Here is a 7,090-nt window from a genome sequence, read left to right as displayed (position 1 = left end):
GGTGAAGTGCTACGCGCCAGGCTGTCGGTCAGCCGCATCCTGGCGGCGCGCGTGAGGCGGGCATGCCCCAGGGTCAGGATCGACAGCTCGGTGAAGTCGGTGGCACGCCGGCAGCCGTCGAAGAAGCATCGCAACATATAGCCGAGCATGTCGGGCGCGAACCGGTCGGCTTCGATCGAACGCGGATCGAGTGCGACGATGAGATCCTGTGCGTAGACGGCGTCGGTCGCGCGGTGTGCGGCGACATGATCGAGCAACACGCCGATCAGCGGCTGGGACGGGGTTCGCCGGAACAGCGTGTCGAGCGTCGGCTCGAGGCCATCGTCGCACCGTTCGGTCACCAAGGCCAGTCGCGCACAGATCCAGTCCGCATCACGTGCCGAGGGCCTGACGGGCAAGCAGTCGGCGCAATGTTCCAGAATGCTGCACAGGCTGCGCAGGTCGGCATGCGCGGACAGCAGCTCCGCGAGATCGTCGTCGCGGATGACATGCCAGTGACGACACGCTGGAACCGGGGACGACTCGCCGTCGCGTGATGCCCGATCGACGCGCTGCGCCTTGCCGTCCTGCTTCGTGCCGTGCCCGTCCGTCATGCCGGCTCCTCCGGTTATCGCTCTGCCCGTTATGGCGAACCGTGGCATTGATCGTCGTCAAAGGGGCAGGGTGCCGGTTTGAGGCGACCGCGACGCCAGGGCGCGGACTGATATTTGGTGACGTTTACCGATGCTTAGGCGCGCCGGCCTATCTTTGGACGGGTCGCCCCGTCGTTCCGAAGTCGCGGGATGGACGCATTTTCACAGCTGACCATAATGGTGGAACTGGCCATCATTATGGGTCAATATATTTGCCAATAAGCTAGGTAATAATACAGTATTGGCATATACTTGCCGGATAGCATGGAGACTTCAACGCAAGACGATTCCGTTTCGACAATGAGCCAGCCGGGCCGTACTGTGGCCGGGTTGTGCATCGCGGCTGTCTTTGCGTGTGCGACGGTCCCGATGATCGGGTGGATGCTGCGGATTCCCGTGCTGACGACGTTCGGTTTGGTCGAGCCAATGCCGCCGTTCGGCTGCATTGCCTTTGCCTGCATGGCGGCGGCGACCCTGATATTGTCACGCGGACATTCCAGTCGCCGGGCCATGCCGCTGCTCGCCGTGCCGATCGCCATTGGTCTTGAGCGCCTGTTCGTCCAACTGGTCCTGCCGGCCGGGAGCCATGGAATCGATGGGTGGCTGTTTGCGGACGATGTCCGGACAGCCTTTGATCGCGCGATGACGGGGCCGGGCATTGTCGCCGATCTCATACTCGTCGCATTGCCCGTCGCGATCGGCGCAGCCGCGGCAAATACCCGCTCCTATGGACGGCTGGCGGCGGCACTCGCAGGCGGCAGTTTGGTGACTGCAAGCACAGCCTTATTGTTGATCCCGATGCTCCCGGCCCTGCATGCGACCGGGTGGCATCTGTCGTCGACGTCCCTGCCATCCGCGATCGGCGCGATGCTGCTGGCCCTGGCGGTACTTGCCTGGCGAAGTGATATTCTGGACGAGCCCGGTGCCTGGTCGCCCGAATGGCACATGTTGCGACTTGTTCTGCCGCTGCTGCTGGTCGTACCGGTGCTAGCGCCGCTCGTGGAAATGGCGAGCATCGAGCTTGCCGGGGTGTCTGCGGTCTGGGGCGAACTGCTGACCGTCACGCTGAATTTCGTGGTGGTCAGCGCGCTCGTCACCTGGACGGTGCGGAGCGCAGCGCGGCATCGCGCCGCGTTGTCCGAGCTGACCGAGGCATTGAACGCCGCACCGATGGCGCTGGTCGATACCGATGACCGGATCATCCACTGGTCGCGCGGGTGCGAGGAATTATACGGGTGGCGTGCGCACGAGGCGCTCGGCAGGCAGAAGCATGTACTGCTCGCGTCGCGCACCGCCGACGGCAGCTTGGCGACGGGCTGCCCGCATGCCGATGGCGAGCGTGAACTGATCGAGCGCCGACGCGACGGCAGCGCGGTGCACGTGATCGAGCAGGCGCGCAGGGTCGAGAAGCTGGCCCGTGCGCCGGCCCTCGTCCTGTCGATGACCGATATCAGCACCCGGCTCGAGATCGAGGCCGCGCTGCGCAAGAGCGAGGAGCGTCTCGCGCTCGCCAGCAGTGCGCACGAGATCGGGGTCTTCGAATGGGAAATCGCAACGGGGGCGCTGACCTGGACCGCAGGGTCCGAGCAGCGTCTGGGGCTGCCCGCGGGAAGCCTGCACGATTATCCGAGCTGGGCGGCGTTGATCGACCCGGACGACCTGGCGGAGGTCGAGCGCACGATCGCCGAAACCGTCGGCATGCGCGCACCGCGCATCAGTTTCACCTATCGATTGAGACTGCCCAACGGCACGCAGCGTTTCCTCGAAGGCTCTGCGCGCTGCTTCTACGATCAGGCAGGCGCGATGGTCCGGACCACGGGAATCACGCTGGACATAACGCGGCACGAGGAGCGCGAGGCGGCGCTTCGCGTGCGCGAGGCGCAGCTGCGGTCGATCCTCGAAACCGTGCCCGACGCGATGATCGTGATCGACGAGGCCGGCGCCATCCGCTCCTTCAGCGCCGCCGCCGAACTCATCTTCGGCTATAGCGCCGCCGAGGCGATCGGATTGAACGTGCAGACCCTGATCCCGGGCGAGCGCGAGGCGTGGCAGCAGGGGTATTTACGGCGTTATCCGGCCTCGGGCGATCGGCGTGGCGTTGGTCATGGCCGGCTCACCACCGCGCGGCGCGCGGACGGAAGCAGCTTCCCGGTAGAGCTGCATGTCGGCGAAGCGCTGGTCGACGGCGAACGCGTGCTGACGGGGTTCGTCCGTGACATTTCGGAACGGATCGCCGCGGAAGAGCGGCTGAGCCTCGTCCGGCGGGAATTGATGCAGGTCATCCGGTTGAACGCGGTCGGCGAAATGGCTGCGGCGCTCGCGCATGAACTCAACCAGCCGCTCGCTGCGATCGCGAACTTCGTCACGACCGCCGAATTGCTCCTCGACAGCGGCGCCGGCATGGATGGCGACCGGCTCAAGGCCACGTTAATATCGGCGAACGCGCAGGCCCTGCGGGCAGGCGACATCATCCACCGGCTTCGCGAGTTCATCGCCAAGCGCGAGTCCGAGATGCGGATCGAGCCCGTGGAGGCGACACTGCGTGAGGCCGTCACGTTGCTGACGTCCGGCGGACAGCATGCCGATATCGAGCTGAGCTTCGCGCTGTCCCCCGACGCCGACTTCATGCTCGCGGATCGGATCCAGGTGCAGCAGGTGGTCGTCAACCTGCTCCGCAACGCGTTCGAGGCGTTGGCGACATCGCCCGACGGCGCGCGCGGCGTCCTCATCGAGGCGCGGTTGAACAAAGCGGCGCTCGTCGAGATCAGCATCTGCGACAATGGTCCCGGCTTGCCCGATGCGATCCTGTCGCGGATGTTCACGCCCTTCACGTCATCGAAGGGGGAGGGGGGCATGGGCTTCGGCCTGTCGATCTGCCGCCGGATCGTCGAAGCGCATGGCGGGGAGCTGGTCGGCTTCAATGCCCCGGGCGGTGGCGCCTGCTTTCGCTTCACCGTGCCGCATGTCTGTTTGGAATAAGCCGTGAAAGGATGTCTGGATGCGTACCGTCTATGTCGTCGACGATGACGACGCCGTCCGTGCATCGGTGCAGGGGCTGCTGTCGACCCGTCCGAACCTGCTGATCCGCGGCTTTCGCTCCGGGGATGCGTTTCTGGCCGAGCTCAGCAGCCTCGACCCGGGTATCGTGCTGCTCGACCATCATATGCCCGGAACCACCGGGCTCGAGGTGTTGCGAAAGCTCGTGCCGTTCGCACCGCATTTTGCGCCGATCATCCTGACCGGGCAGGGCGACGTGCAGCTCGCGGTCGAGGCGATGAAGGCGGGCGCACTCGAGTTTCTGGAAAAGCCGTGCGATCCGCACATCCTGCTGCGCACGGTCGATGAAGGTTTTGCGCGGCTCGAAACCGAAACCGCGGCGGCGGACCGGACCCAGGCGGCGCGTCAGCGGATCGCGCGGCTCTCGATGCGCGAGACCGACGTGCTGATGGGACTGATCGACGGCCAGCCGAACAAGGTGATCGCGCATGCGCTGAGCCTCAGCCCGCGGACCGTCGAGATCTACCGCGCCAATCTGATGGACAAGCTCGGCGTGCGCAGCCTGTCCGAGGCGCTTCGGATCGCCTTTGCCGCCGGCCTCGTGACGGTCGACTGACGATCGTTCGGTCCAAGGGGGTGTCGTTTGTGGCGTGTGCCGGTTAGGAAGGACCTGACGCCAAGCGGGAGTATCTTTTGGAAGCTGTATCGATCGTTCTGTTCCTCCTGCTCGCGGTAGTCCTGAGCGGGTCCATTTCGCGAATGCTCCCCGTGCCGGTGCCGACGCCTCTGGTGCAGATCATGCTCGGTGCGGTCATCGGTATGTCGACGTCGTACCGGGTCGCGCTCGATCCCGAACTCTTCCTGCTGCTGTTCCTGCCACCGTTGTTGTTCCTCGATGGCTGGCGGATCCCCAAAGACGAGCTGCTCAAGGACATTTCGACCGTGGTCGAACTGGCGCTGGGGCTGGTCCTGATCACGGTGATCGGCATGGGGCTGTTCATTCACTGGATGATCCCGGCGATGCCGCTTGCCGTCGCGTTCGCGCTGGCCGCGGTCGTCTCGCCGACCGACCCGATCGCGGTCTCGGCGATCGCCGCACGCGTGCCGATCCCGAAGCGGATGATGCACATCCTTGAAGGGGAATCGCTGCTGAACGATGCGTCGGGCCTCGTCTGTCTGCGCTTCGCGATCGCCGCGGCGCTGACCGGATCGTTCTCGCCGTCCTCCGCCGCAATCAACTTCGTCTGGGTGGCCGGCGCAGGGATCGTCGTGGGCGTCGGCCTGACGCTCGCGGTCACGCGCGCCAAAGCCTGGGTATCGCGGCGGTTCGGCGAAGAATCGGGGTCGCAGATCCTTGTCAGCCTGCTGATCCCGTTCGGTTCCTATCTCCTCGCCGAACATCTTCACGCGTCGGGGATCCTCGCGGCCGTCGCGGCGGGCGTGACGATGACCTATGCCGAGATATCGCGTCAGGCGCTGCCCAATACACGGATGCGGCGCAACTCGGTGTGGGACACGATCCAGTTCGCGCTCAACGGCATCATCTTCGTGCTGCTCGGCGAACAGCTGCCGGCGATCCTTGCGGGTGCCAGGACGACGGTCAAGATGACGGGGCATGACAGCACCGGCTGGCTTGCCGCTTATGTCCTCGCGATCGTCGCCGGACTCGCCGCCCTGCGGTTCGTCTGGGTCTGGGTGTCGTTGCGGCTGACACTGCTGCGCCGACGCTATCGCGACGGGGTGACCGTTCACAGCCCGGACTGGCGGGTGGTCGCGGCGATGTCGCTGGCGGGTGTCCGCGGGGCGATCACGCTGGCGGGCGTCCTGACGATTCCGCTCGTGCTCGACGACGGCACCGCGTTTCCGGCGCGCGACCTCGCCATATTCCTGGCCGCTGGGGTGATCATCGTGTCGCTGGTGCTGGCGAGCGTCGGCTTGCCGATCCTCCTCAACGGCCTGACGATGCCGCCCGAGCCGTCGCTGCTCGCGGAAGAGGACGCGGCGCGGGTCGCGGCGGCGGAAGCGGCGATCCGCGCGGTCGAGCGGTCGCAGCATGAGCTGGCCAAACGGATGGGCGACGGCGATTTCTATGCGGCGGCGGGCGGCCGGGTGATGGACATCTATCGCGACCGGATCGACAGCCGCAGCGGTTCTGCCAAGGCGTCCGCGGCCGCGCGTGTGCAGGACCGGATCGAGCGGGACTTCAAGCTCGTCGCGCTCCAGGCGGAACGCAGCACGATCGTCGATCTCGCGCGCGATCGCCGGATCGGCAGTGCGACGATCCGCAAGCTGGTCCGTGAACTCGACCTCGTAGAGGCCCGGTATCGCAGCTGACGGTCTGCGAGGGCCTCAGACGGGAGCGCCGGGCTTTCTCAGCGTGGAAAGCCATGCGACCACGTCATCGGGTCGTGTCACGGGGATCATGTGGCCGCCTGCGACCAGCGTGAGCGCTGCGGCGGGACAGGCGTTGGCGAGACCCTGGCCGTGGGCCAGCGGATCGAGCACAGCGTCGTCGCGTCCGAACAGGATCGCGGTCGGGACAGACAGCGAAGGATAGCGGTCGACCATCGCGGGCAGATCGGCATTTGCCGCTACGAGATCTGCCGCCGCTCCGGCAAAGGCCGATGGACGACCGATCAGCGCGCCGCCGCCGCGTGTCGCGAAATCGTCGGGTACCGGATCGGGTGCGAAGACCATGCGCGCGCCGCTGGGTCGCGCGAGCAACGCCGCGGGCGTGGCGACCGTCCATGCCAGCGCGCTGCGCATCGCTCGCGTAGCGATGGCGCGCGTTGCGACGATCTGCGGCACGGTGGCGAGTGGCTGGGTCAGGGGTGCGATCAGCGCGAGCCCGCCAACCTGCCGCGGATGATCGAGCGCCAGCGCGAGCGCGATCGAGCCGCCCAGCGAGTGGCCGACGACGAGCGGCCGGTCGAGCCCCATCGCGGTGATGAACGCCGCGACATGCGCGGCTTGTGCACGGATATTGGCCTGCGCGATCGGCGCCGAATAGCCCGAGCCCGGGCGGTCGATCAGGATCACGCGGTGATCCGCACTCAGTCGGTCGAGCAACGCATAGCCGAAGTTGCGCATCTGCCCGCCAAGCCCGTGGATCATCACGATCGCCGGGCCCGTTCCACGTTCGAGGTAATGCACGCGTCGCCCGTCGATATCGATGAACCTGCCGTCGGCGGGCACGCGGCGTTCCACGCGGTTCGCCGCTAGCCTGGCAAACAGCGCAAGACCGGCCACCACACTGAGCGCGAGACCGGCTGCACGCGCGGCCGGATGGCGAGGCGGCGTGGGCGCCGCGCGGTTGTTCTCTTTCATATGCGTCATCCGCCGACACATAGATTGCGCCGACAAGTCCCGCCAAGCCTCCGGCACGTTTGGAATAACCGCCCGCGAGCGCCAGTTCGCGCGGACCCCATTTCAGGAAGGGGGGTGAGCCGCTCTATCATCTC

At 66.4% G+C, this 7,090-nt stretch carries 6 protein-coding genes; 3 read left to right on the top strand and 3 right to left on the bottom strand.

From position 1 onward, the window contains the following. Positions 1–593 (bottom strand): hypothetical protein (locus sphsw_RS19775; RefSeq protein ID WP_052149058.1); only part of this gene is annotated, 593 nt, incomplete at its 3' end. A gap of 242 nt (positions 594–835) precedes the next feature. After that, the gene (locus sphsw_RS19770; protein WP_159510654.1) at positions 836–1,171 is read right to left on the bottom strand and encodes a hypothetical protein; all 336 of its coding nucleotides are present in this window, start codon (positions 1,169–1,171) and stop codon (positions 836–838) included. Between sphsw_RS19770 and sphsw_RS18845 the strand changes: the two genes are divergently transcribed. The 3 genes from sphsw_RS18845 (at position 1,143) to sphsw_RS09460 (ending at position 5,963) form a co-directional block, all read left to right on the top strand. Beyond that, a complete protein-coding gene (locus tag sphsw_RS18845; RefSeq protein ID WP_235188347.1) occupies positions 1,143–3,611 on the top strand; it encodes a PAS domain S-box protein in 2,469 nt (822 codons plus the stop codon). The genes sphsw_RS19770 and sphsw_RS18845 overlap by 29 nt on opposite strands. A gap of 19 nt (positions 3,612–3,630) precedes the next feature. Then, on the top strand, positions 3,631–4,245 hold the full coding sequence (locus sphsw_RS09465; protein ID WP_031440397.1) for a response regulator transcription factor: 615 nt from the start codon (positions 3,631–3,633) through the stop codon (positions 4,243–4,245). A gap of 77 nt (positions 4,246–4,322) precedes the next feature. Continuing rightward, entirely contained in the window at positions 4,323–5,963 is a 1,641-nt protein-coding gene (locus sphsw_RS09460; protein ID WP_031440396.1) for a Na+/H+ antiporter, read from the top strand. A gap of 15 nt (positions 5,964–5,978) precedes the next feature. Here the strand turns inward: sphsw_RS09460 and sphsw_RS09455 are convergent, their stop codons facing one another. Then, positions 5,979–6,956, bottom strand: coding sequence for an alpha/beta fold hydrolase (locus sphsw_RS09455; protein ID WP_042466999.1), 978 nt, complete (start codon positions 6,954–6,956; stop codon positions 5,979–5,981). Between the last annotated feature and the right edge of the window lie 134 nt (positions 6,957–7,090).

It is taken from the genome of Sphingomonas sp. FUKUSWIS1 (genome assembly GCF_000733135.1).
Lineage (GTDB): Bacteria > Pseudomonadota > Alphaproteobacteria > Sphingomonadales > Sphingomonadaceae > Sphingomonas > Sphingomonas aerolata.
Note: the sequence above shows the minus strand (reverse complement) of the source record. Positions and strands in the feature narration are given on the sequence as shown.